This is a genomic window from Mycobacterium sp. TKK-01-0059 (genome assembly GCF_000709305.1).
Taxonomy (GTDB): domain Bacteria; phylum Actinomycetota; class Actinomycetes; order Mycobacteriales; family Mycobacteriaceae; genus Mycobacterium; species Mycobacterium intracellulare.
In genome coordinates, this window is sequence record NZ_KL446993.1 from 2,987,427 (window position 1) to 3,012,274 (window position 24,848).

At 67.8% G+C, this 24,848-nt stretch carries 22 protein-coding genes; 12 read left to right on the forward strand and 10 right to left on the reverse strand.

The features are described 5' to 3' along the window. The first annotated feature begins 116 nt into the window (after window positions 1-116). A complete protein-coding gene (locus K883_RS14490) occupies window positions 117-500 on the forward strand; it encodes a nuclear transport factor 2 family protein (RefSeq protein ID WP_008254332.1) in 384 nt (127 codons plus the stop codon). Between the two features lie 8 nt (window positions 501-508). On the opposite strand, the gene K883_RS14495 is transcribed toward K883_RS14490, so the two are convergent. After that, entirely contained in the window at window positions 509-1,282 is a 774-nt protein-coding gene (locus K883_RS14495; RefSeq protein ID WP_008254333.1) for a PAQR family membrane homeostasis protein TrhA, read from the reverse strand. Between the two features lie 181 nt (window positions 1,283-1,463). Here K883_RS14495 and K883_RS14500 point away from each other — a divergent pair, with 181 nt between their 5' ends. Both K883_RS14500 and K883_RS14505 read left to right on the forward strand, forming a co-directional pair. Further along, on the forward strand, window positions 1,464-2,252 hold the full coding sequence (locus K883_RS14500; protein WP_008254334.1) for a (2Z,6E)-farnesyl diphosphate synthase: 789 nt from the start codon (window positions 1,464-1,466) through the stop codon (window positions 2,250-2,252). A gap of 148 nt (window positions 2,253-2,400) precedes the next feature. Then, on the forward strand, window positions 2,401-2,826 hold the full coding sequence (locus K883_RS14505; protein WP_020821833.1) for a hypothetical protein: 426 nt from the start codon (window positions 2,401-2,403) through the stop codon (window positions 2,824-2,826). 6 nt (window positions 2,827-2,832) lie between these two features. Here K883_RS14505 and coaA read toward each other — a convergent pair whose 3' ends face one another. Then, entirely contained in the window at window positions 2,833-3,771 is a 939-nt protein-coding gene (coaA, locus tag K883_RS14510; RefSeq protein WP_008254336.1) for a type I pantothenate kinase, read from the reverse strand. A gap of 115 nt (window positions 3,772-3,886) precedes the next feature. Between coaA and glyA the strand changes: the two genes are divergently transcribed. From glyA to K883_RS14535, 5 genes are all read left to right on the forward strand, one after another. Further along, window positions 3,887-5,167: a serine hydroxymethyltransferase gene (gene glyA / locus K883_RS14515; protein WP_036454764.1), complete on the forward strand. Its 1,281-nt coding sequence runs from the start codon at window positions 3,887-3,889 to the stop codon at window positions 5,165-5,167. Between the two features lie 96 nt (window positions 5,168-5,263). Next, on the forward strand, window positions 5,264-6,091 hold the full coding sequence (locus K883_RS14520; RefSeq protein ID WP_036455524.1) for an acyl-ACP desaturase: 828 nt from the start codon (window positions 5,264-5,266) through the stop codon (window positions 6,089-6,091). A 243-nt stretch (window positions 6,092-6,334) separates the two neighbouring features. Next, window positions 6,335-7,636: a PhoH family protein gene (locus K883_RS14525; protein ID WP_008254341.1), complete on the forward strand. Its 1,302-nt coding sequence runs from the start codon at window positions 6,335-6,337 to the stop codon at window positions 7,634-7,636. A gap of 88 nt (window positions 7,637-7,724) precedes the next feature. Further along, window positions 7,725-8,600, forward strand: a complete 876-nt coding sequence (locus K883_RS14530) for a polysaccharide deacetylase family protein (protein WP_036454766.1) — start codon at window positions 7,725-7,727, stop codon at window positions 8,598-8,600. A 49-nt stretch (window positions 8,601-8,649) separates the two neighbouring features. Then, the gene (locus K883_RS14535; RefSeq protein WP_036454768.1) at window positions 8,650-10,104 is read left to right on the forward strand and encodes an adenylate/guanylate cyclase domain-containing protein; all 1,455 of its coding nucleotides are present in this window, start codon (window positions 8,650-8,652) and stop codon (window positions 10,102-10,104) included. A gap of 13 nt (window positions 10,105-10,117) precedes the next feature. On the opposite strand, the gene K883_RS14540 is transcribed toward K883_RS14535, so the two are convergent. Genes K883_RS14540 through glpX form a run of 3 tightly spaced genes read right to left on the reverse strand, consistent with a single transcriptional unit; the run spans window position 10,118 to window position 13,676 of the window. After that, a complete protein-coding gene (locus tag K883_RS14540) occupies window positions 10,118-11,104 on the reverse strand; it encodes a hypothetical protein (protein WP_036454770.1) in 987 nt (328 codons plus the stop codon). Window positions 11,105-11,155: 51 nt separating this feature from the next. Further along, window positions 11,156-12,562, reverse strand: coding sequence for a class II fumarate hydratase (locus K883_RS14545; protein WP_036454773.1), 1,407 nt, complete (start codon window positions 12,560-12,562; stop codon window positions 11,156-11,158). Window positions 12,563-12,596: 34 nt separating this feature from the next. After that, window positions 12,597-13,676 (reverse strand): class II fructose-bisphosphatase, encoded by a 1,080-nt coding sequence (gene glpX / locus K883_RS14550; protein ID WP_026071430.1) that lies wholly within the window; start codon window positions 13,674-13,676, stop codon window positions 12,597-12,599. Window positions 13,677-13,731: 55 nt separating this feature from the next. Between glpX and K883_RS14555 the strand changes: the two genes are divergently transcribed. Next, window positions 13,732-14,433 (forward strand): DUF4245 domain-containing protein, encoded by a 702-nt coding sequence (locus tag K883_RS14555; RefSeq protein ID WP_036454776.1) that lies wholly within the window; start codon window positions 13,732-13,734, stop codon window positions 14,431-14,433. Window positions 14,434-14,444: 11 nt separating this feature from the next. Further along, window positions 14,445-15,242: a dienelactone hydrolase family protein gene (locus K883_RS14560; RefSeq protein ID WP_020821842.1), complete on the forward strand. Its 798-nt coding sequence runs from the start codon at window positions 14,445-14,447 to the stop codon at window positions 15,240-15,242. A gap of 7 nt (window positions 15,243-15,249) precedes the next feature. Here K883_RS14560 and K883_RS14565 read toward each other — a convergent pair whose 3' ends face one another. Further along, entirely contained in the window at window positions 15,250-16,521 is a 1,272-nt protein-coding gene (locus K883_RS14565) for a glycosyltransferase (protein WP_036454777.1), read from the reverse strand. A gap of 154 nt (window positions 16,522-16,675) precedes the next feature. Here K883_RS14565 and K883_RS14570 point away from each other — a divergent pair, with 154 nt between their 5' ends. Beyond that, window positions 16,676-19,963: an amino acid adenylation domain-containing protein gene (locus tag K883_RS14570; protein ID WP_335583182.1), complete on the forward strand. Its 3,288-nt coding sequence runs from the start codon at window positions 16,676-16,678 to the stop codon at window positions 19,961-19,963. Window positions 19,964-20,022: 59 nt separating this feature from the next. Beyond that, complete coding sequence (locus tag K883_RS14575; protein ID WP_036454780.1) at window positions 20,023-21,567, forward strand: carboxylesterase/lipase family protein; 1,545 nt, start codon at window positions 20,023-20,025, stop codon at window positions 21,565-21,567. Here K883_RS14575 and K883_RS14580 read toward each other — a convergent pair. The 4 genes from K883_RS14580 to K883_RS14595 form a co-directional block, all read right to left on the reverse strand. Beyond that, entirely contained in the window at window positions 21,564-22,664 is a 1,101-nt protein-coding gene (locus K883_RS14580) for a 3-beta-hydroxysteroid dehydrogenase (protein WP_036454784.1), read from the reverse strand. The two genes, K883_RS14575 and K883_RS14580, sit on opposite strands and share 4 nt — an antisense overlap. 61 nt (window positions 22,665-22,725) lie before the next feature. Beyond that, complete coding sequence (locus tag K883_RS14585) at window positions 22,726-22,995, reverse strand: exodeoxyribonuclease VII small subunit (protein ID WP_036454787.1); 270 nt, start codon at window positions 22,993-22,995, stop codon at window positions 22,726-22,728. Next, a complete protein-coding gene (gene xseA, locus K883_RS14590) occupies window positions 22,985-24,232 on the reverse strand; it encodes an exodeoxyribonuclease VII large subunit (protein ID WP_036454789.1) in 1,248 nt (415 codons plus the stop codon). Before xseA ends, K883_RS14585 begins: the two co-directional genes overlap by 11 nt. Further along, window positions 24,229-24,828: a lipid droplet-associated protein gene (locus K883_RS14595; protein WP_036454791.1), complete on the reverse strand. Its 600-nt coding sequence runs from the start codon at window positions 24,826-24,828 to the stop codon at window positions 24,229-24,231. The genes xseA and K883_RS14595 overlap by 4 nt, the downstream gene beginning before the upstream one ends. Between the last annotated feature and the right edge of the window lie 20 nt (window positions 24,829-24,848).

Sequence of the window (24,848 nt, forward strand, 5' to 3'; positions counted from 1 at the left end):
CCGCTGCGCCCGGCTGCGCCGCGCTGGCGATCACCACTGAGCCGATGGTGGTGACCCGCTGCGCCCGGCTGCGCCGCGCTGGCGATCACCACTGAAGCCGGGTTACCCTGCCTCCCATGCCGAATGCCGCCAAGACCGAAGCGATCAGAAGCACGGTCCACCGCTACATCGAGCTGGTCGCCAAGGGCAGCGCCGACGACTTAGTCGAGCTGTACGCCGACGACGCCACGGTCGAGGACCCCGTCGGCGGCGAGGTACACATCGGGCGCCAGGCGATCCACGGCTTCTACTCCGCGGTCGACAACCTGCAGCGCGAATGCGAACTGAAGACGCTGCGCGTGGCCGGCAACGAGGCGGCCTTCCAGTTCCGGTTGACCGTGACCGCCGGCGAGCACCGGATGGTGATCGAGCCGATCGATGTCATGGTCTTCGACGGCAGCGGGAAGATCGCGGCGATGAAGGCGTACTGGTCACCCGACGACGACGTCGACCAGGGCTAGCCGGGCGATCAGGCCCCCAACAGCCACGCGTGTTCTTCCGTGTAGAACACGGCGAACCACATGGCGATGTAGTGCAGGATCGCCGCGATCGCGGTGAAGGCGTGGAAGAACTCGTGATAGCCGAACGTCCGCGGCCACAGGTCGGGCCAGCGTAGACCGTAGAAAATGCCACCGACGCTGTAGAACACGCCGCCCACGGCCAGCAGCACCATCGCGGCCACCCCGGCCTGGTGCAGGATCGTCGGCGCGTACCAGATCGCCACCCAGCCCAGCAGCAGATAGAGCGGTACGCCCAGCCAGCGCGGCGCCGTCGGCCAGCAAACCTTCAGCGCGATGCCCGCGAGCGCGCCGCCCCACACGATGCACAGCACCACCACGCCGGTGTCCTGCGGCATGACCAGCCGCGCGAACGGCGTGTAGCTGCCGGCGATGAAGATGAAGATCATCGAATGGTCGAGCCGCTTCATGCGAATCCGGGCCAGGTCCGACTTCCAGTGCACCCGGTGATAGGTCGCGCTGACCGCGAACAACGCCACCGTGCACGCGGCGTAGATCAGCGTCGAATGCCCGGCGCGGGGCGAGGACGCCGCCCACGACACCGACACCAGCGTGGCGCCGGCGATGATCGCCAGCCACGCCGAGTAGAAGTGGATCCAGCCGCGCATCCGGGGTTTGCCCAAAACATTGGCGGCCCCTTCGGCGAGTCGCTCGACGGTGTTGCCCGGGGCGATCGGCTCGGGTTCGCGCTCAGGATGCGGGACGGTGCTGGTCTGGCTGCTCATGTCTCCTGTGGAATGTCGCTGCAACGGGGGACGCCGGTGGCCAAGGTGCCATGGGCGGGTGTAAGAGCCAGAGTAGCCAGGGATGGTTACGGCGCGGTGTCGACTTCTCGGCCGGCTGCTCGGATGACCGGCCGAAATCGCAACCCGGAATCCATTGCGCCTGGCAGTAGGGTGTGTGTTCGTGGAAATCATCCCGCGGCGACTCAAAGAGCCGCTGTATCGGATCTACGAGATGCGGCTGCGGCAGGGTCTGACCGCTTCCAAGTCGGAACTGCCCCGCCACATCGCGGTGCTGTGCGACGGGAACCGCCGGTGGGCGCGCGACGCGGGATACGACGACGTGAGCTACGGCTACCGGATGGGTGCGGCCAAGATCGCGGAGATGCTGCGCTGGTGTCAGGAAGCCGGCATCGAGATGACCACCGTGTACCTGCTTTCCACGGAGAACCTGCAGCGCGATCCCGACGAGCTGGCCGGGCTCATCGAGATCATCACCGACGTCGTCGAGGAGATCTGCGCGCCGGCCAACCGCTGGAGCGTGCGCACCGTCGGCGACCTCGAGCTGCTCGGCGAGCAACCGGCCCGCCGGCTGCGTGGGGCGGTGGAGTCCACCCCGGTCGTGGCGCCCTTCCACGTCAACGTCGCCGTCGGCTACGGCGGCCGCCGCGAAATCGTCGACGCGGTGCGGTCGCTGCTGAGCAAGGAACTCGCCAACGGCGCGACCGCCGAAGAGCTGATCGACACCGTCACCGTCGATGCGATCTCGGAAAATCTCTACACCTCCGGTCAGCCCGATCCCGACCTGGTGATCCGCACCTCGGGCGAGCAACGGCTCTCCGGCTTCCTGCTGTGGCAAAGCGCGTACTCGGAGATGTGGTTCACTGAGGCGCACTGGCCCGCCTTCCGCCGCGTCGACTTTTTGCGCGCGCTGCGCGACTACAGCCAGCGGCATCGCCGCTACGGGAAGTAAATCCACTGCCCGTGTGACTCGTGGGGCGGCTGATCCCGCCTGACTGGCGCGTGTCAAATATTTACCCGATAACGGGAATAGCCGGGTGAACCACCTCGTCGTTGTATCCGTGGCAATAGCCAACACCGCCATCGCGAGGAGTAATCACATGATGCTTGTTTCTGGTGAATCCGGCCTCACCACGCGGCCCCTCTACGACGCGACCGACTCGCTGTTGCGTTTCGCCGTGCGCGCCGACGCCACCCTGACGGGACTCTTCGGCTTGGTCATCGCCTTCCTCGCCGACCCGCTCTCGTCCCTGACCGGCCTGACGTCCTTCGAGAATTACGCCATGGGGGCCTTCTTCGTGATCTACGGCCTCGTGGTGTTCAGCCTCGGGGCGTTGCCGGACGTGCGCGGTGTCGGCATCGGCGTGATCGTGGCCAACATCTTTTTCACGCTGTCCTCGATCGTGGCGGCCGAAGCATTGTCGCTGACCGTCACCGGGGCCGCGCTGACGCTGGCCAGCGGCGCCTACGCCGCCGCGTTCGCCGCGCTCCAGTACCTGGGCGTGCGTCGGCTCGAGACGGCGTAGTCGCGCCTAGAGCTTGCGCAGCCGCAGCCGGTTGATGGAGTGGTCGGCGTCCTTGCGCAGCACCAGCGTGGCGCGCGGCCGGGTGGGCAGGATGTTCTCGACCAGGTTGGGCCGGTTGATGGAGCGCCAGATCTCGCGGGCGGCGGCGACGGCCTTGGTGTCGTTGAGCGCCGCGTAGTGGTGGAAGTGCGATTCGGGATCGGCGAAGGCCGTGCTGCGCATGGCCAAAAACCGCGAGATGTACCACTGCTCGATGTCCTCGATCCGCGCGTCCACATAGACGCCGAAGTCGAACAGGTCCGACACCATCAGGGTCGGACCGGTCTGCAAAACGTTGAGGCCCTCGAGGATCAAGATGTCGGGATGCCGCACCACGTGCTTGGCCCCGGGGATCACGTCGTATTTCAAATGCGAATACACCGGCGCGCACGCGTAGTCCGAGCCCGACTTGACCGACGTCACGAACCGCATCAGCGCCCGACGGTTGTAGCTTTCCGGAAACCCCTTGCGATGCATCAGGTTTCGCCGGTCCAGCTCGGCATTGGGGTACAGGAATCCATCGGTGGTCACCAGGTCCACCCGGGGATGATGGTCCCAGCGCGCCAAGAGCGCCTGCAGCACACGGGCGGTCGTCGACTTGCCGACCGCCACGCTGCCGGCGACCCCGATGATGAACGGCACCGGCCGGTCCGGGTTTTGCTGAGGTTCACCCAGGAACTCTGCGGTGGCGGCGAACAACCGCTGGCGCGCCGCGACCTGCAGGTGAATCAGCCGGGCCAGCGGCAGGTAAACCTCTTCGACTTCGAGCAAGTCGATCTGTTCACCCAGACCGCGCAGGCCGACCAGTTCCTCCTCGGTGAGGGCCAGCGGCGTCGACATACGAAGCGCACGCCATTGCTTTCGGTCGAACTCCACATAAGGGCTCGGCTCGCTAAGCCGCGGCATAGTGCAAGTGTTGCAGGAGCGCCGAAATGCCCGACGGCTGGGCTGGCGAAAAGTCGGCGCTGGATAGACTGGCGCCGTGACTGCTGCACCTGACGCCCGCGCCACCACCTCCGTGATGTCCGCCCCGCTCGCCGAGGTCGATCCCGACATCGCCGGGCTGCTGGGCCAGGAGCTGGGCCGCCAGCGCGACATGCTGGAAATGATCGCGTCGGAGAACTTCGTCCCGCGCGCGGTGCTGCAGGCCCAGGGCAGCGTGCTGACCAACAAATACGCCGAGGGCTTGCCGGGGCGCCGCTACTACGGCGGCTGCGAGTACGTCGACGTCGTGGAGAACATCGCCCGCGACCGGGCCAAGGCCCTCTTCGGCGCCGACTTCGCCAACGTGCAGCCGCATTCGGGCGCCCAGGCCAACGCCGCTGTCCTGCACGCGCTGATGACGCCGGGGGAGCGGCTGCTGGGTCTGGACCTGGCCAACGGCGGCCACCTGACGCACGGCATGAAGCTGAACTTCTCCGGCAAGCTCTACGAGAACGGTTTCTACGGTGTCGACCCGATGACGCATCTCGTCGACATGGACGCGGTGCGCGCCAAGGCGCTGGAATTTCGCCCCAAGGTCATCATCGCCGGTTGGTCGGCCTACCCGCGGATCCTCGACTTCGCGGCGTTCGCCTCGATCGCCGACGAGGTGGACGCCAAGCTCTGGGTGGACATGGCGCACTTCGCGGGCTTGGTCGCGGCCGGCCTGCACCCCTCGCCGGTGCCGCACGCCGACATCGTGTCGACGACCATTCACAAGACGCTGGGCGGCGGCCGCTCGGGCATGATCCTCGGCAAGCAGGAGTACGCCAAGGCGATCAACTCGGCGGTGTTCCCCGGCCAGCAGGGCGGACCGCTCATGCACGTCATCGCGGGCAAGGCCGTCGCGCTGAAGATCGCGAGCACCCCCGAATTTGTCGAGCGGCAGCAGCGCACCCTGTCGGGCGCGCGCATCCTCGCCGACCGGCTGTTGGCCGCCGACGTCGCCAAGGCCGGCGTATCGGTGGTCAGCGGCGGCACCGACGTGCACCTGGTGCTGGTGGATCTGCGCAACTCCCCGCTCGACGGCCAAGCCGCCGAGGACCTGCTGCACGAGGTCGGCATCACCGTCAACCGCAACGCCGTGCCCAACGACCCGCGGCCGCCGATGGTCACGTCGGGCCTGCGGATCGGCACGCCCGCCCTGGCCACCCGCGGCTTCGGCGACGCCGAGTTCAGCGAGGTCGCCGACGTCATCGCCACCGCCCTGGCCGCGGGGCGCTCGGCCGACGTGGCGGGGCTGCGCCAGCGCGTGACACGGCTGGCGCAGGAGTTCCCGCTGTACGACGGCCTCGAAGACTGGGCGCTGGTGGGCCGCTGACGCCCGTCCGGTCGGGTTCGAGGATCAACGTCACCACTTGCTCCGACACGACCCCGCCGATTTCATGAACCTGTGTACGCGGGTTACAGTTATCTCATGGCCGAAAGACCCGTCGCTAACGCGCTGACCCTGGAACTCGAGCCGGTCGTCGAAGCGAACGTCGACCGCCACCTGTCCACCGAAGAGCTCTGGTTCGCCCACGATTACGTGCCGTTCGATCGGGGCGAGAACTTCGCATTCCTCGGTGGGCGCGATTGGGACCCGTCGTCAATGACGTTGCCGAGACCGCTGACCGACGCCTGCGAGATCATGCTGCTGCTCAAGGACAACCTGGCCGCGCACCACCGCGAGCTGGTCGAGCACTTCATCCTCGAGGACTACTGGGGCCGCTGGCTGGGGCGGTGGACCGCCGAGGAGCACCTGCACGCCATCGCGTTGCGCGAGTACCTGGTGGTGACCCGTGAGGTCGACCCGACCGCCAACGAAGAGGCCCGCGTCCAGTACGTCATGAAGGGTTACCGCGCCGACACCTACTCGCAGGTGGAGACCCTGGTGTACATGGCGTTCGTCGAACGCACCCACGCCGTGTTCTGCGAGAACCTGGCAGCCAAGCTCGAGGAGCCCATCCTGGCCGGCCTGATCGACCGAATCGCCCGCGACGAGCGGCGGCACGAACTGTTCTTCTCCAACCTCGTCGAGCATTGCCTGGGATACACCCGCGACGAGACGATCGCGGCGATCGCCGCCCGTGCCGCCGACCTGGATGTGCCCGGCGCCGACATCGACGCGTACCGCGACAAGGTGCAGAACGTCGAAAAGGCAGGCATTTTCGGTCCGGAGCAGTTGCGTCAGGCGATCTCCGACCGCATCACCGCGTGGGGGCTCGCGGACGAGCCCGCGCTGCGGCAATTCATCGTCGGCTGAGCCGCGGCCCCTCCCCGCCGATCTCTTTGGGGGGTCGTCGCGGCCCGTCATGTCGGCGCGCCTGCACAGCGGGCACGCGACCACGGGAGTAGCGTCGTTCCCGATGGTCAGCGTCATGCTCTGCTGCCAGGGCGGCACCTCCCGTCACCACAACGGAAGGACCGGCCCCGGTCCTGGTGCTGCGGTTCCCGTCGACATGCCTGTGCGGGTCCGCGCGGGCTCATCCCGCTCGAGGAGCGCTACGTGACCGATATCCGGACCTACGTGATCGACACTTCCGTGCTGCTGTCCGACCCATGGGCGTGCAGCCGGTTCGCCGAACACGAGGTGGTTGTTCCGTTGGTGGTGATCAGCGAGCTGGAGGCCAAACGCCACCACCACGAGCTGGGATGGTTCGCCCGCCAGGCGTTGCGCCTGTTCGACGATCTTCGGCTTGTGCATGGGCGCCTGGATCAACCCATTCCCGTTGGGACACAAGGCGGTACGCTCCACGTCGAGCTCAACCACACGGACCCGGCGGTGCTGCCCGCCGGCTTCCGCAACGACAACAACGACTGCCGGATCCTGAGTTGCGCCGCCAACCTGGCCGCCGAAGGGAAACGAGTCACGTTGGTCAGCAAGGACATTCCGCTTCGGGTCAAAGCCGCCGCGGTGGGGCTGGCCGCCGACGAATACCACGCCCAAGACGTCGTGGCCTCCGGATGGTCGGGCATGCGCGAGATCGAAACCGCCACCGAGGATATCGACGCCCTGTTCAGCGACGGCGAGATCGATCTGGCGGAAGCCCGAGACCTGCCCTGCCACACCGGAATTCGGCTGCTCGGTGGCAGCTCTCACGCGCTGGGCAGGGTCAACGCGGACAAGCGCGTTCAGCTGGTCCGCGGTGACCGCGAGGTGTTCGGATTGCGTGGGCGGTCCGCCGAACAGCGGGTCGCGCTGGACTTGCTGCTCGACGAGTCGGTCGGCATCGTGTCGCTGGGCGGCAAGGCCGGCACCGGCAAGTCGGCGCTGGCGCTGTGCGCCGGGCTGGAGGCCGTGCTGGAGCGGCGGACCCAGCGCAAGGTGGTGGTCTTCCGCCCGTTGTACGCCGTCGGCGGCCAGGAGCTGGGATACCTGCCCGGCAGCGAGAGCGAAAAGATGGGCCCGTGGGCGCAGGCCGTGTTCGACACCCTCGAGGGGCTGGCCAGCCCGGCGGTCCTCGAGGAAGTGCTGTCCCGCGGCATGCTCGAAGTGCTGCCGCTGACCCACATCCGGGGACGATCGCTGCACGACTCGTTCGTCATCGTCGACGAGGCGCAGTCGCTGGAGCGCAACGTGTTGCTGACCGTGCTGTCGCGGCTGGGCACCGGGTCGCGGGTGGTCCTGACCCACGACATCGCCCAGCGCGACAACCTGCGGGTGGGCCGCCACGACGGGGTCGCGGCGGTGATCGAGAAGCTCAAGGGCCACCCGCTGTTCGCCCACATCACCCTGTTGCGCAGCGAGCGCTCGCCGATCGCGGCGCTGGTCACCGAGATGCTCGAGGAGATCGCCGGGCCGCACTGAGCGGTTTCGCCGCGAAGCTGTATTCCACGACAGCTCCACTCGCGATATGTGTCGCTGGTTGCAGTCTCGCGGTGAGTACGCTTTTACCGTGGCGAAACGACCCGACACCTTGGCCTGGCGCTACGGGCGCACGCTGGCCGGTGTCGTCGCCGCCGTCGCGGTGCTGGTGATCGGCGGGCTGACAGGTCACGTGACGCGCGCCGACGACCTGTCCTGCTCGGTCGTCAAATGCGTCGCGTTGACGTTCGATGACGGCCCCGGCCCCTTCGACGAGCGGCTGCTGCAGATCCTCAAGGGCAACGACGCGAAGGCCACCTTCTTTCTGATCGGCAACAAGGTGGCCGCCAACCCGGCGGGGGCCAAGCGCATCGCCGACGCGGGGATGGAAATCGGCAGCCACACCTGGGAACACCCCAACATGACCACCATCCCGCGGGAGGACATCGCCGCGCAGTTCTCCAAGGCGAATGACGCGATCACCGCCGCGACCGGCCACACGCCGACGTTGTACCGGCCCGCGGGCGGCTTGTCCGACCCGGTGGTGCGCCAGACCGCCGGGCAATTCGGGCTGGCCGAAATCCTGTGGGACGTCATTCCTTTCGATTGGGCCAACGACTCGAACACCGCGGCGACGCGATCGATGCTGATGACCTACATCAAACCGGGCTCGGTGGTGCTGTTCCATAACACTTACTCGAGCACCGTCGATCTGGTCTATCAGTTCATCCCGGTGCTCAAGGCCAACGGCTACCGGATGGTGACGGTCAGCGAACTGCTGGGACCACGCGCGCTCGGCAGCAGTTACGGCGGCCGGGAGAACGGGCCACCCGTCAACGGTCTGCGCGACATCCCCGCCGGCGACATCCCCACGCTGCCCAACACGCCCTCACCCAAGCCGATGCCCAACTTCCCGATCACCGACATCCCCGGGCAGAATTCCGGCGGGCCGAACAACGGTGCCTAGCGCGACGATCGGGCCCGCGACGAAAGGACGAAAGTCCGCTCGACGGTGGATGTTTCACTACGGCCTCGACCTGAGTCTGTCGTATGTGCTGGCGGTCGTCGAAGCGGCCGCCATCTTGATCCCGTTGCGCGGCCACACGTCCGTCCGGGACAACGCCGACTTCGCGCGGCACAGCACGGGGCCGGTGGCGCTGCTCGTCGTGCTCGGCATCATCGGCGTCTCGGTGGCCGGCGCCTTGAGCCTGGCGCCCACACTGCGCTGGTTCGTGGCGGGCGACGAACCGACCCCACAACAGCGCGAGGCCGTGATGAAGCTCGCCGGGCGCCAGTCGGCGATCCTGGTGACGGCCTGGGCGCTGAGCGGCGGAACCTTCGTCCTGCTGAATCTCGGTGGCGGGGCCCGGCTTCTGCTGCCCATCGTGCTCGGCGTGCTGCTCGGCGGCTCGGCCGCCGCCGGCACGGGGATGCTGCTCGCGCAACGCACCCTGCGCCCCATCATGCGTGCCGCCACGCTGGGCGCCGAGCCACGGCTGGCCGTGCCGAGCGTGTACGCGCGACTGGTTCTGCTGTGGTTCCTCTGCAGCGCGTTTCCCATCGCGGTCATCGCGTCCCTGGTCGTTCTGCGCTCCTACGGGTGGCTGATCGAGAAGTCGGCATCGTTGGACGTGCCGATCCTGGTGGTGTCGCTGGCGGCGCTGGTGTTGGGACTGCCGACGATGATCCTGACCTCGCGGTCCATCTCGGACCCGATCGGGGAGGTCGTCGACGCCATGGCGGAGGTTGAACATGGCCGCATGGAAACCTACGTCGGCGCCTACGAACGTTCCCAGATCGGGCGGCTGCAAACGGGTTTCAACCGTATGGTGGCCGGGCTCGCCGAGCGCGACCGGCTGCGTGACCTGTTCGGCCGCCACGTCGGCGCCGACGTCGCGCAGCGCGCCGTCGAAGAGGGAGCCTCCCTGTCCGGCGACGTGGTCGAAGCGGCGGTGCTCTTCATCGACCTGGTGGGTTCCACGCAGCTCGCGGAAAGCCGCCCGCCGCAAGAAGTCGCCGAGGTGCTCAACGACTTCTTCCGGATCGTCGTCAACGCCGTCGACGAACACCACGGATTGATCAACAAATTCGCCGGAGACGCCGCGCTGGCCGTCTTCGGGGTGCCATTGCCGACCAGCGAGCCGGCGTCCGCGGCGCTGGCGACGGCCCGGGCGCTGGCCATCCAACTGCGCCGGTTGCCAGTCGATTTCGGCGTCGGCGTCTCCGCGGGGCGCGTGTTCGCCGGCAACGTCGGCGCCGAGAACCGGTACGAATACACCGTGATCGGCGACGCCGTCAACGAGGCCGCGCGGCTGGCCGACCTCGCCAAGACGTCAGACCGGCGAATCCTGTGTTCGGCGGCCGCCATCGATGCGGCCGGTGAGGCCGAACGCGGGCACTGGGCCGAATGTTATTCCACCGTATTGCGTGGGCGATCCGAGGCCACGCACGTCTCGGCGCCGACCACCTAGGACCAGGGCCGCGTCAGGATTTCGCGACCTTCAGCGCGGCGATGATCTTGCCGACGAGGTCCGCCGACGCGGTGTCACCGATGGGCGTGCTGCCGATGAACACGGTGACCGGCTTGGTGTCGACCGCGATGATGCTGACCGAGTCGCCCTTGACGTTGCGGGTGGGATCGGCGATCGTGACGTCGGCGTCGGCCCGCACCGCCTTGGTCCCGTCCACGGTGATCGACGACGTCTTGACCGGTCCCAGCGTGGGTGTCGCGTTGGCGTAGCCGGGGCCGTTGACCACGCACTGCATCAGTTTGGTGGCCTGCGCCGTGAGGTCCATGCTGGCAACGAAATTGGTGACGCCGACCTCGGCCGTCATCATCCACTGATTCGCCCCGGGCACGTCCTGGGCGACGCCGAGTCCGCCGATCAGGTTGGGGCCCTGGTCATCGGAGAACACCGTCCACCCGGACGGCGCCGCACTGGCCGGGAACGACAGCTTTCCGGCGGTGATCGCATCGCCCCGGGGCATTTCACCGCCGGACACGTTCGGGGTGCAATCGGTGGCGTTCTGTGCCGAATTCTTCGGTTGCGAGACCGACGTGCTCGTCGACGGCGGCGCGGCGCTCGATCGCTTGTTGCCGTGGCCGCCCTTCATCACCACGAGGGTGGCCACCAACGCGATCACGGCCAGCGCGACCAGGCCGGCGACGATCAGCCAGGGCAGCTTCGAGCCGCCTGGGGGAGGGCCGGGCGGGTAGGGCCCGCCGGGCGGAAATGGTTGTCCCGGCGGGGGATACTGCGGTGCCTGGTACGGATTGACGGCGGGACCACCCGGCGGCGGATACGGGTACTGACCGCCCGGCGGGTAGCCGTAGGGACCGCCCTGCGGGTAAGGACCCTGCGGGTAAGCGCCGCCGGCCGGCGGCTGGCCACCCCAATTCGGTTCCTGCCCATACGGATTGCTTCCGTAAGGCCCAGGGCCGTAGGGGCCGCCGCCGGGAGGAGCCGTCATGGAAAAACCACCCTTACACTCATCGACACCGTCGCCGCGTGACGGTCGGGCCTAGTCTTCCGGCTTGACCTTCGCCATGGCCAGCACGTCGAGCCGGCGGTCGAGCTCCTCGATCGACAGCTTGTCGCCGATCAGGCCGCGGTCGATCACGGTCTGGCGAATCGTCTTGCGCTCCTTGAAAGCCTGCTTGGCGACCGCGGCGGCCTCCTCGTATCCGATCGCCGAGTTCAGCGGCGTCACGATGGACGGCGACGACTCGGCGAGCTCGCGCAGGTGCTCGACGTTGGCCGCCAGGCCGGTGATGCAGCGCTCCGCGAACAGCTTCGAGACGTTGGTCAGCAGTTTGAACGACTCGAGGATGTTGCGGGCCATCATCGGGATGTACACGTTGAGCTCGAACGCACCGTTCCCGCCGCCCCACGCGACCGCGGCGTCGTTGCCGATCACCTGCGCGGCCACCTGCGTAACTGCTTCGGGGAGAACCGGATTCACCTTGCCAGGCATGATCGAGCTACCCGGTTGGAGGTCGGGCAGCTGAATCTCGGCCAGGCCGGTCAGCGGGCCCGAGCCCATCCAGCGGACGTCGTTGGCGATCTTGGTCAGCGACACGGCGATGGTGCGCAGCGCACCGGACGCCTCGACCAGCCCGTCGCGCGCGGCCTGGGCCTCGAAGGAGTTTGCCGCCGTGCGTAATTCGCTCAGGCCGGTGGAGGCAACCAACGTTTCGACGACTTTGGCGCCGAAGCCGTCGGGAGCGTTGAGGCCGGTGCCCACCGCGGTGCCGCCGATCGCCAGCTCACCGAGCCGGGGCAGCGTGGCGCGCACCCGCTCGATGCCGGCCTCGATCTGGCGGGCGTACCCGCTGAATTCCTGGCCGAGCGTCACGGGCACGGCGTCCATCAGGTGGGTGCGGCCCGACTTGACCACGGTGTGCCATTCGCGGGCCTTGCTCGCCAGCGCGTCGTGCAGCACCTCGAGCGCCGGAATGAGGTGGCGCACGGCGGCTTCGGTGGCCGCGATGTGGGTCGCGGTGGGGAAGGTGTCATTCGAGGACTGCGACATGTTGACGTCGTCGTTCGGGTGCACCGTGACGCCGTTGGCCGCGGCGATGCTGGCGATCACCTCGTTGGTGTTCATGTTGGAGCTGGTGCCCGAACCGGTCTGGAAGACGTCGATCGGAAACTGGTCGTCGTGGCGGCCGTCGGCGATCTCGGCGGCCGCGGCGATGATCGCGTCGGCCTTCTCCGGGGCCAGCAGCCCGAGGTCCTTGTTGACCTGCGCGCACGCGCCCTTCAGCAGGCCCAGGGCGCGGATCTGGGTGCGCTCCAGCCCGCGGCCCGAGATCGGAAAGTTCTCGACCGCGCGCTGGGTTTGGGCGCGCCACAACGCTTTTGCGGGGACGCGGACCTCGCCCATGGTGTCGTGCTCGATGCGGTACTCGGTGTCATCCGTGGCCATAGAGTGCTGGCTTCCTCGTTCTTCGATCTGGCGGTCAGGGCAGGGGATAGGCGGCAGAACTGTCGCCGGTGAAGTCGATGGCGGAGTATTCGTTGAGCTTCGAAAGCCGGTGGTAGGCCTCGATCATGCGGACGGTCCCCGATTTCGACCGCATGACGATCGACTGGGTGGTGCAGCCGCCGGGGTAGTACTGCACCCCCTTGAGCAGGTCACCGTTGGTGACCCCGGTGGCGCAGAAGAAGACGTTCTCGCCGGACACGAGGTCCTCGGTGGTCAAGATCTGATCGAGGTCATAGCCGGCGTCGATGGCCTTTTGGCGTTCCTCGTCGTCGGTGGGGGCCAGCTGCGCCTGGATGGCGCCACCCATGCACCGGATCGCGGCGGCCGCGATGATGCCTTCCGGCGTACCGCCGATCCCGGCCAGCATGTCGGTGCCCGAGTGCGGCCGGCAGGCCGAGATCGCGCCCGCGACGTCGCCGTCGGTGATCAGCCGGATGCGGGCCCCGGTGGCCCGGACGTCCTCGATCAGCTGGGCGTGCCGCGGCCGGTCGAGAATGCATACGGTCATGTCGCGCACCGACAACGCCTTCACCTTGGCGACGGCCTTGATGTTCTCGGCGATCGGCGCGGTGATGTCGAGCACGTGCGCCGCCTCGGGGCCGACGGCGATCTTGTTCATGTAGAAGACCGCCGACGGGTCGAACATCGCGCCGCGATCGGCCACCGCCAGCACGGAGATGGCGTTGGGCATGCCCTTGCTCATCAGCGTGGTGCCGTCGATCGGATCGACGGCGAAGTCGCACTCTGCGCCGTCCCCGTTGCCGACCTCTTCGCCGTTGTAGAGCATCGGCGCGTGGTCCTTCTCACCCTCGCCGATCACGACCACGCCGCGCATCGACACCGAGTTGACCAGCTCGCGCATCGCGTCGACGGCCGCGCCGTCACCGCCCTCTTTGTCGCCGCGGCCTACCCAGCGTCCGGCCGCCATGGCGCCGGCCTCGGTGACCCGGACGAGTTCCAAGGCCAGGTTGCGGTCTGGAGCCTCACCGCGCGGCCGCGCCTGCGCTGGAGCTCGGCCATTGGCGGTGGACGAGCGGTCGCCCTCAACTGTCATGGTTGCTGATTGTCCCAGAAGCGGATCGGTCCGCTGGAACTGGGATACTCGGGGGATGACCGAGAAGCCGCCGCTGAATGCCAGCTCGGACGGCTCTGTGGCCGACGAGCCGGCCCCGGCCGCCGGGCCCGCGCCCAGGCCGGCGAAGCCCCGGCTGCTGCAGGACGGCCGGGACATGTTTTGGTCCCTGATTCCGCTGGTCATCGGCTGCGTGGTGCTGGCCGGCCTGCTGGGCATGTGTTCGTTTCAGCTCGGCAGCCGCAAGGGCCCCATCCCGTCCTATGACGCCGCGGCGGCCCTGCGGGCGGACGCGGCGACGCTCGGCTTTCCCATCCGCCAACCGCAGTTGCCCAGCGGCTGGCAGGCCAACTCCGGGCACCGCGGCGGCATCCCCAACGGGCGATCCGACCCCGCGACGGGTCAACGCGTGAACGCGGCCATCTCGGTGGTCGGATACATCAGCCCGAGCGGCATGTATCTGAGCCTGACCCAGAGCAACGCCGACGAGGACAAGCTGATCAACTCGATCCATCCGTCGGCGTATCCGACCGGGGCGGTCGACGTCGGCGGGACCAACTGGGTCGTCTATCAGGGGTCCGGCGAAAGCGGCGCGGACGCCGAAGCCGTGTGGACGACCCGGCTAAGCGGCCCGGGCGGCGCGACGCAGATCGCGATAACCGGCGCCGGAAGCAGCGATCAGTTTCGTACGCTGGCCTCGGCGACGCAATCGCAGCCGCCGCTGCCGACGAGCCGATAGAAGGGACTCGCATGGGTGCACCGGAGGCAGATCTGTCCGGATGGTCGGCGGCGCCGTTCAGCGGTGGCGGCTACACCCACGACGTCTACCGCAAGGGCGCCGGCCCCGGTGTGGTGCTGATCCCTGAGCTGCCCGGAATACATCCCGGCGTGCTGGGCTTGGGTAATCACCTGGTGGACAACGGTTTCACCGTCGCCATCCCGTCGCTGTTCGGCGAGCCGGGCCGTGCCACGACGGCCGGTTACCTCGTCGGCGCCATCGGGAGAGCCTGTGTGGCAAGGGAATTCGCGGCGTTGGCGCTGAACAAGCAGCGGCCGGTGTCGGCGTTCCTGCGCGCGCTGGCGCGCGACCTCAACGCCTCGACGCCCGGCAAGGGCGTCGGCGTGATCGGCCAATGTTTCACCGGGGGATTCGCCTTGGCCGCCGCGGTCGACGACAGCGTGCTGGCCCCGGTACTGTCGCAGCCGTCGGTGCCGTTCCCGCTCGGCGCCGCGCGGCGCCGTGACCCCGGGCTGAGCGAGTCCGAGCTGGCCACCGTGGCCGACCGCTGCGCCACCGACGGCTTGTGCGCCATGGGATTACGATTCAGCGAGGACAAACTGGCACCGGGCGAGCGGTTCGCGACGCTTAAGCAGCGCCTCGGGGACGCCTTCGAGGTGATCGACATCGATTCGGGCCCGACCAACCAGCACGGCTTCGGCAAGGCGGCGCATTCGGTGCTGACGGATGAGGTCCGCGAAATCGACGGACACCCCGCCTACGAGGCCCGTAAACGGGTGGTCCAATTCCTCACCGAGCGGCTCACCTAGCGGTTCGCTAGGCAGACCGCCTCGAACTGGCGAAATTCTCGGCGAGATCTGCCGCCTTGGCGACGCTTTCGGCGGGTGTCGTCATCCGACCGGCAAGGTCGCGAGCTCGGATTGCGTACTCCGGCGCCAAGATTCGGCGCAGGTCTGCGACGAGGGATTCCCGGGTGGTAGCTGATAGGCGGCGGTGGGTGCCCACCTTGAGGCGGCGTTTCACCTGGGCTCCCCAGATGATCTGATTGCCGTCCACGGAAAGGACCAGGGTGGGAATTCCGGCGCGCAGACTTGCGGCGGTGGTGCCCGACCCGCCGTGGTGCACGGCCGCGCGGCACAGGGGAAAGATGGACGCGTAGTTCAGCGCGCCGACCACCTTGACGTGATCGGAATGCGGGACGTCGTCGAAGTCGCTCCAGCCGGCGCAAATCAACGCCCGCTCGCCCAACTGCGCGCACGCTCCGCTGATCATCTCGATCGTGTCGGACGGAGAGTCCACCGGCATGCTGCCGAAGCCGAAGAAAATCGGCGGTGTTCCCGCGGCAATCCACGATGCGGCCTCGTCGTCGGCGCCCGTCGCCAACTCCATCGTCAGCGCGCCCACGAAGGGCCGTTGGCGCCGCCATTTCGCCCATTCGGCCGCCAATCCCGGGAAGGCAACCTCGTCGTATGCCTGAATTTCCAAGGCTCTCAATGCGGCAATTCGTCGCGGTGAGGAAGACGTTGTCTTCGGCAGGCCGAGTTCGCCGCGCTGCGCGTCCTCGAGCTTTTTGCTCAGGCGCCACGTCAGCCAGTCGAACACCCGCACCGCGAAGCGAGAGGCCGGTGCCGGCAAGATCGCCACAACCTGGCCGTTGGGACGCATCGGAACATGGTGCAGGGTAACCAACGGAAGACCATGGTATTCAGCCACATTGGCGGCGATTTCCTGATAGGTCTGCCCGGCGAGTACCAAGTCGGCCCCCTCCGCCAACGACTCCAATGTCTCGTTCATGTGCGCCCAAGACTGGTCGGTGACCTTCTTGATTTCGAGCCCAGACCGCGCTATGTCCCGAACCCTCCAGAACCTGCTGAACAGCGTCGTGGTGAAGGTGCGAAACGCGTCCATCCAGGCGTTCGTCTCCGCCCCGTAGGGCACCGCGGAAAGGCCGGCCGATTGCGCGAAGCCGACCAAATCGGGCGGGACTGCGATGCACACGTCATGCCCTCTGCGCTGCAGTTCGCGGCCGACAACAACAGCAGGCTCGATATCGCCTCGAGTTCCATAGCTTGCCAGCGCAAATCTCATGACGGATCTCAAACTTTCAATCGAGTGAAACCGGGACGGGTCACGTTATCTCTGAGTACAATTCGCACCATTTCACGATGTCGTCCAGGGGGCTGAGGAAATCGGTGTGCCTAATATCGCTGCACTCTATGGCAGCTCTGTCGGCGTGTGAACGGTGAAAATGGAATCTGATGGCGGCGCGTTACCGGCGGCCGCGGCGGCCGAACCGGCCAAGAGGTTGTTGTCGATCGACCTACTCGATGCCGATGAACACAGCCAGCTCGACGATTGGGGCAACCGAGCGGTGCTCGCACAGCCGGCTCCCACGCCGGTCTCGATTCCGCAATTGTTCGCGGCGCAGGTGGCCCGCGACGCGGAGGCGGTAGCGATCACGTGCGGGAGCCGCTCGATGACCTACGGCGAGCTGGACGCGGCATCTAATCGATTGGCGCACCTGCTCGTTGACCGCGGCGCCGCCCCGGGCGAGCGTGTGGCGATGCTGCTGCCGCGCTGCGCCGAGGCGATCGTGGCGGTCCTGGCCGTGATCAAGACCGGGGCGGCCTACGTGCCGATGGATCCGGCGCACCCCGACGCGCGCCTCGGGATGGTCCTCGGTGACGCTGCCCCGATCGCCGTGATCACCACCGCGGACCTGCGTCTGCGGGTGGACGCCTCGGACGTGCCCGTCATCGACATCAACGACTCCGCGATCGACGCCGGAGTTGCTGCCGCGTTGCCGGCCCCCGCCGCCGACAACCTCGCCTACATCGTTTACACCTCGGGCACCACCGGCATGCCCAAGGGCGTGGCCGTCACGCACCGCAATGTGACCCGGCTCCTCGAGTCACTCGACGCCGAACTGGCGCGGGGACAGGTGTGGACGCAATGCCATTCCCTGGCCTTCGACTACTCCGTCTGGGAAATCTGGGCCCCGCTTCTGTACGGCGCTCGGCTGCTGATCGTGCCCGACGGTGTCGTGCGTTCGTCGGAAGAATTCCACGCCCTGCTCGTGCGCGAACAGGTCAGCGTCTTGAGCCAGACCCCGTCGGCGTTCCACGCGCTGCAGACCGCCGACGCGCTGCACTCCGAGATGGGGCAGCTGAACCTCCAGACGGTGGTCTTCGGCGGCGAAGCGCTTGAACCGCAACGCCTTGCGTCGTGGTTCCGTAATCATCCGGGGTCGCCGCGGATGATCAACATGTACGGCATCACCGAGACGACGGTGCACGCCTCGTTCCGGGAGATCGCCGTCCGCGACGTCGAGAACAGCGTCAGCCCGATCGGCGTGCCGTTGGCGCATCTCGCCTTCTTCGTGCTGGATAAGTTCCTGCGTCGGGTGTCGGCGGGCGCCGTCGGTGAGCTGTATGTGGCCGGTGCGGGAGTGGCCTCCGGATACTGGGGCCGGTCCGGGTTGACGGCGTCGCGGTTCGTGGCGTGCCCGTTCGGCGATGCCCAGGCGCCCGGTCAACGTATGTATCGCACGGGCGATCTGGTGCGCTGGGACGCTGACGGTGAGCTGCAGTATGTGGGCCGCGCGGATGAGCAGGTCAAAATCCGCGGATATCGCATCGAGTTGGGCGAGGTCAAGGCGGCACTCGGCGCGATGGACGGCGTCGAGCAGGCTGCCGTGATCGCCCGTGAGGACCGTCCCGGCGACAAGCGCCTGGTCGGCTACGTCACCGGGACCGCCGATCCGGTCAAGGTGCGCGCGCAACTGGCGGATCGATTGCCGGAATATATGGTGCCGGCCGCGGTCGTGGGGCTGCAGGCTCTGCCGCTGACGGTCAACGGCAAACTCGACGCACGCGCCCTGCCGGCACCGGAGTACCGGGACGCCGACCGTTACCGCGCCCCGGGAGACGCGGTAGAGCAGGTCCTCGCCGACATCTATGCCCAGGTCCTCGGTGTCGATCGGGTCGGCGTGGACGACTCGTTCTTCGACCTGGGCGGGGACAGCGTGTTGTCGATGCAGGTGGTGGCCCGGGCGCGCGCGGCCGGTGTGGCGTGTCGACAGCGCGATGTCTTCGTCGAGCAGACGGTGGCCCGGCTTGCGCAGGTGGCCGTCTTGCTCGATGGCGAGGCGGCGGAGGTCGACGAGGGCGTCGGTGCGGTGGTGGCCACCCCGATCATGCGCTGGCTACACGATTTTGACGGTCCGGTCGATGAGTACAACCAGACGGTGGTGCTGCAAGCTCCCCCCGGAGTGACCGAGGCCGACGTCGTCGTCGTGTTGCAAGCCCTGCTGGACCGCCACGCCATGCTGCGGCTGCGCGCCGCGGACACCGGGGACGGGGATTGGTCGCTGTGGGTGCCCGAGGTAGGGGCCGTGGACGCCCGCGCCTGCCTGCAGTCGGTGGATGCGCTGTCCGACGAGGCGCTCGTGGCCGCCCGGTCGCGGTTGAATCCGGCGGCCGGGGCGATGTTCACCGCGTTGTGGGTGCCGAACACGGGCCAGTTGGCGTTGATGATTCACCACCTGTCCGTGGATGTGCCGTCGTGGCGAATCCTGTTCGAAGACTTGAACATTGCATGGGCGCAACATCACCACGGGCAGCCGGTCGAATTGCCCACTGGTGGAACGTCGTTCGCGCGGTGGGCGGCGGTACTGAGTGAGCACGCGCGCAGCCCGGCGGTCGTGGACCTGGCCGACGCATGGCGCCAATTGCTGGCGACGCCCGCCGCGTTGCCCGCGGTGCAACCGGCGGTCGACACCTACGCCCGCGCTGGTCACCTGTTGGCGACGCTGGATATCGAGACCACTCACCAGTTGCTGGGCGAGGTGTCGGCCGCGTTTCACGCCGGGGTGCAAGACGTTCTGTTGATCGCGTTCGGGTTGGCCTGGAACGAATTCCTCGGCGCCGCCGGCGCACCGATCGGTATCAGCGTCAAAGGTCACGGCCGCGCCGAAGAACTGCGGCGCGACGTCGACCTGTCGCGCACCGTGGGATGGTTCACCAGTAAGTACCCGGTGGCGCTGACGGTGGGCGAATTGCCGTGGGCGCACGTAGCCGCCGGCGGGGCCGCGCTGGGGCCGTTGATCGCGGCGGCTTTGGAACGGCTTCGCGCCATGCCTGACGGTCTGACCTACGGTCTCCTGCGCTATTTGAATCCCGAAGTGGGACTGGCTGGTTCGGAGCCGACCATCGAATTCAACTACCTCGGGCGGTTTGACGCCGATGCGGCCGTTCTGTCCGAAAATCTCTGGCGGGTCGACGAGGACGCCATGGCGACCATCCCCGCGGCGTCGGCGATACCCACGCCGCTCGGCCACACCGTGGAATTCAACGCCGCCCTCCTGGATACCGGTACCGGCCAGCGCCTGCACACGACATGGACGTGGGCACCCTCGGCACTGGACGAGGAACAGATCCAGCGGCTGAACCGGCTGTTGTTCGAGGCACTGACCGGCATCTGCGCGCATGTGCGGCACGGTGGCGGCGGTGAGCCGGCATCGTCGGCCTGATCGTCGACGATAATGGCGTAACGACCCTGTTGAGCTCACTCGGGAGATTGTGCACGCGCATGGCGATCGACGACCTGGTGGTCGAAACCAGCAACGGCCCGGTCCGCGGCGTCGACGACGGCCGCGTCAAGGCATGGAAGGGCATCCGCTACGCGGCGGCGCCGGTGGGCGACCTACGTTTCCGGGCGCCGCAACCGCCCGAGCGCTGGACCGAGATCGCTGACGCCACCGTGTTCGGGCCGGCCTGCCCGCAACCGGTCTTCCCCAACATGCCGCTGGATCTGGGCGCGCCGCAAGGCGAGGACTGCCTGCGGCTCAACGTCTGGGCATCCTCCGAGACCCGGCCCGGCGACGCCAAACCGGTCCTGGTGTGGCTGCACGGCGGCGCCTATGTCCTGGGATCGAGCAGCCAGACGCTCTATGACGGCAGCAGGTTGGTCAGCCACGGCGACGTCGTCGTGGTGACGGTCAACTATCGGCTCGGCGTGCTCGGCTTCCTGGACCTGACGTCGTTGGACACCGCGGGGCGACGGTTCGACTCGAACGTCGGGCTGCGCGACGCGCTCGCGGCGCTGGAGTGGGTGCGCGACAACGTCGCCGCCTTCGGCGGCGATCCGCACCGGGTCACGCTGTTCGGTGAATCCGCCGGGGCGGGCATCGTCACCACGCTGCTGGCCAGCCCGGCGGCCGAGGGCCTGTTCGCCGGCGCGATCGCGCAGAGCTCGCCGGCCACCTCGGTGTACGACCGCGACCGCGCGCACCGGGTCACCCAGGCCTTCCTCGGCAAACTGGGAATCGCCCCGTCGGAGGCGCAGCGGTTGGTCGACCTGCCGATGGCGGCGATCCTGGCCGCGTCGCAAGAGGTGTTCGACGAAGTGCCGGCGCGCAACCCGGGGACGCTGGCGTTCGTGCCGATCGTCGACGGCGACGTGCTGGGCGACTACCCGGTCAAGCTGGCGCAGGAGGGCCGCACCCACCCGGTCCCGCTGATCATCGGCACCAACAAACACGAGGCGGCCCTCTTCCGGCTGATGCGCTCGCCGCTGATGCCGATCACCCCGAGCGCGATCACCTCGATGTTCAACCAGATCGCCGCCGAGCAACCCGATCTGCAGTTGCCCACCGAGGAGGAGATCGGCTCGGCGTATTCGCGATTGCGGCGCAAGGCGCGGAGTTTGAGCATCGCCACCGACGTCGGCTTCCGGATGCCCTCGGTGTGGCTGGCCGAGGGACACGCCCACGCGGCACCGGTGTATCTGTACCGGTTCGATTACTCGACCCCGTTGTTGAGGCTGCTGACGGTCGGAGCCGCGCACGCCACCGAATTGCCTTACGTCTGGGGGACTCTCGGTGCGCCCAAGGATCCCACGCTGAAGCTCGGCGGCACCAGAACCGCCAAGGCGGTCTCCAAAAGGGTGCGCACCCGATGGATCAATTTCGCCGCGCACGGCGCGCCCGCGGGACCCCCCGGCGAGCCGGAATGGCCGCGCTACCGGGCGACCGATCGTGCCTGCCTGCTCATCGGCAAGAAGGACACCCTCGCCCATGACGTCGACGCGAACATCCGCGCCGCCTGGGGCAGCGAGATGGTGAGCTTTCGCTAACCGGATGCCTTGGCCGTCAACGCCTCTCGCTTCATCTGCTCGAACATGCCCACGTAGTACGGCAGGCATTCCGACAGCGCCTGCTCCGTGGTGAACAACGGTTGATAGCCGAGGTCACGAGACGCCTTGGCGATCGAGAAGAAGTTGTCCAGGTACAGCCGCTCGACGGCCAGTGGCTCGAGCAGCGGCGCGGGTATCCCAAACCGGAAATGCAGCCGTTGCCAACCCGTCATCGCCGCGCGCACGACGGGGCCGTTCACCCGGACGCGGGGCCAATTCTCGCCGCAGGCCTCGATCACCGGCCGCGCGAACTCGAACATGTTGATCGGCTCGGCGTCGTTGATGAAGTACGCCTGACCGGGTGCGGTGCCGCCTGGTACCAGATGCTGGGCCGCCAGGATGAAACCGTGAATCAGGTTGTGCACGTAGGAGTTGTCCAACCGGGCCGATTTGCGGCCGATCAACACCTTGACGTGACCGGCGATCACGCTCTCGAACAGCTTGCGGAACATCGTCTGGTCGCCGCGGCCCCAGATGCCGCTGGGCCGAATCGCACACGTCAGGAGGCCGTCAACATTGTTCTGGCCCAATACAAATCGCTCGGCGATCACTTTGGTTTCGGTGTACAGATCGTTGAACCGGTCGGTGTAGGGCAGCGTCTCGTCGCCGCCCGCGATGTTCTGGCCGCCCATCACGACACTGTTCGACGAGGTGTAGACGAAGCGCTGCACCCCGGCCGCCTGCCCGGCGCGGACCAGGTTCTCGGTGCCCCCGACGTTGACCCCGAAGCTGCGCTGGCGGTACTCCTCGGTCACCGACGCGCCGCCCATCAGGTCGATGATCGCCGCGGTGTGAAACACCGTGTCGATGCCGTCGACCGCTCGGGCGCACACGGCCGTGTCGGTGATGTCTCCGTGCAGCACCTCCAACTGGGGATGCTCCGGTAGCGGCGAGGGGGCGCGGTCAAACGAGCGGACCTGATGCCCGCGGTCGAGCAGGGTGGTCACCAGGTTGGCGCCGACGAATCCGGACCCCCCGGTGACCAGGACGCGGCCGAGCTCGGCCGTCAGCGATGCATCACCCATGCGCGAAATCATAACTGAAACGTGTTCCAGTTCGGAAAAAATCTTTCAACGCGGCCCTCCGATGTTGCGGGTCTCAGGCGTCGTCGGCGTCGCCGGAGGCGAGCGCGTCCTCGATCCGCTTGCGGGCGCCAGCTAAATGCTCCTCGCAGCGTTTAGCCAGCTGTTCGCCTCGTTCCCATAGCTGCAGCGACGCATCGAGGTCCCGCCCGCCCTGCTCCAGTAGCCGCACGACCTCGATCAGTTCGTCCCGGCACGCTTCGTAGCCCAGCTGACTAATAGGTGTAATGGATTCGGTCCCCTCCGGCTCGGCGGGGCCGTCCCCGCCGTCGTTCTTACGGGCCATCGGCCGGCCCCTCGCTGACGGCGGCCACGGCGCCGTCGGCCACCCGCACCCGCAAGCGGGTGCCCGTCGGCGCGTCGTCGACCGAACGCAGCACCCGGCTCTCGGCGGGACCGACCGATTGCACGACCGCATAGCCGCGCGCCAATGTGGCGGCCGGGCCCAGCGTCGCCAGCCGCGCGCCCAGATGGCCGATCCGCTCGGTTTCGGTGGCGGCCAGCCGGGTGATGTCGCGGCGGATCGCCGACCGGGCGCGGTGAATCTCCTCGGCGCGCGCCGTCAGCGCCGTCAGTGGCTCGGCGAGCACCGGGCGGCTGCGTATCTGGGCCAGGGCGCGTTGCTCGCGAGACACCCAGTTGCGCAACGCCTGCGCGCTGCGCCGGCGCAGGTCGTCGATCAGCCGCTGTTCGGCCGCGGTGTCGGGAACCACCTTCTTGGCCGCGTCTGTCGGGGTGGCCGCACGCAGATCGGCGACCAGATCGCACAGCGGATTGTCGGGCTCGTGGCCGACGGCGCTGATCACCGGAGTGCGGCACGCCGCGATCGCGCGGCACAGCGTCTCGTCGGAAAACGGCAACAGGTCCTCGACGCTGCCGCCACCGCGGGCGAGGACGATGACGTCGACATCGGCGTCGCGGTCGAGCTCACGTAGGGCGTCGACGATCTGCGCAACCGCGCTGGGCCCCTGGACCGCCGTGTTGCGCACCGCGAAACGCACCGCAGGCCAGCGTCCCGCCGCCACCGTCCTCACGTCGCGCTCGGCCGCGCTCGCCCGGCCGGTGATCAGGCCGATCATGTTGGGCAGGAAGGGGATTGGGCGCTTGAGCCGCGGATCGAAAAGCCCTTCGGCGTCCAACAGCCTGCGCAGCCGATCGATGCGTGCCAGCAGCTCTCCGACCCCCACCGCGCGAATCTCGCTGAGCCGCAACGAAAACGTGCCGCGACCGGTGTAGAACGACGGCTTGCCGCACACCACCACCTGCGTGCCCTCCGCCAGCTTCACCGGCGCATTCAGCACCAGGTCGCGCGGGCACGTCACGCTCAGCGACATGTCGGCGGCGGGGTCACGCAGCACCATGAACACGGTCTTGGAATCCGGCCGCATCGAGACCTGGGCGAGCTGACCCTCCACCCAGACGGTGCCCAGCTTGTCGATCCAGCCGGCCACCCGGATCGCCACCGCGCGCACCGGAAAAGGGTTTTCCGCGGAATTCGGTTCGGACGTATTGGCTCGGGTCACTTCGCGTTCGCGCGCGTGATCCTGTTGGCGAGCAACGTCTGGAACGGGGCGCGGCCCTTGGTCGCCTGCTCGTAGGCCAGCAGGTCTTCGAGTTCATCCACGCTCAGCGATTGCAGACGGGCCCGCAACTGCGCCAACGTCAGCGCCGAGTAGTCCAGTTCGGCGGCCACCGCCGGTTGCGAAACCGAGGCACCGGCCGCCGGCTTCTTCGATGGGCGGGCGGGTTTGGTCAGCGCGCTGGCATCTTCGTGCGCGTCGGCCACCGAGTACAGCGCGAACCGTCCCTCGGCCCGGCGTTCGCCCTCGCCGCCGTCGGTCACCGTGGCATAAGCCCCGTCGATCGCGTCGTCCACGTCCTCGTCGAACGTCGCCCATTCCGGCTTCTCGTCCTTGGGCGGGAAAATCGACTCGAGGGTGCTGTCCCCCTTGATCACCAGCTCGGCGAGGTTTTGCTGGAAGCGCATCACGATGTGCGCCGCCTGACTGGCCAGTGTCATCGGGTACATCAGGATGGTTTTCGGCAGCCTGATGGTCTCCTCAACGGCGACCGTCGCCGCGCCGACCAGCAGCCGAACCCCATACGGTGCAGTAGCCATGGGTCCAAGATTGCCTTAAG